Source organism: Marinobacter iranensis, assembly GCF_029207565.1.
Lineage (GTDB): Bacteria > Pseudomonadota > Gammaproteobacteria > Pseudomonadales > Oleiphilaceae > Marinobacter > Marinobacter iranensis.
Window position 1 is genome coordinate 1 of sequence record NZ_JANCMW010000268.1, and the last position, 259, is coordinate 259.

At 62.9% G+C, this 259-nt stretch carries 1 protein-coding gene; it reads right to left on the reverse strand.

Translation table 11 applies throughout. From position 1 onward, the window contains the following. Nucleotides 1-259 (reverse strand): TonB-dependent receptor plug domain-containing protein (locus NLU14_RS22320; protein ID WP_275710733.1); only part of this gene is annotated, 259 nt, incomplete at both ends.

The window sequence follows — 259 nt, forward strand, 5'->3', positions numbered from 1 at the left end:
CTTGTTGGTGGTGATCGCGATCACGCCGGAGGTGGAATTCTTGCCGAACAGCGTGCCCTGCGGGCCCATCAGCACATCGACGCGCTGGATATCGGTGAGGCCGATCAGGCCGTTGTCGCGCTGGGCGTCCATCACCACGTCGTCGACGACGACGTTGACCGACTTGGCGTTGGAGAAGTCGAACGAAGTACTGCCGACGCCGCGGATCTGGAAGGCCGCGCCCTGGGTGGGGTCATATTGAACGCCGGGCACGACATAT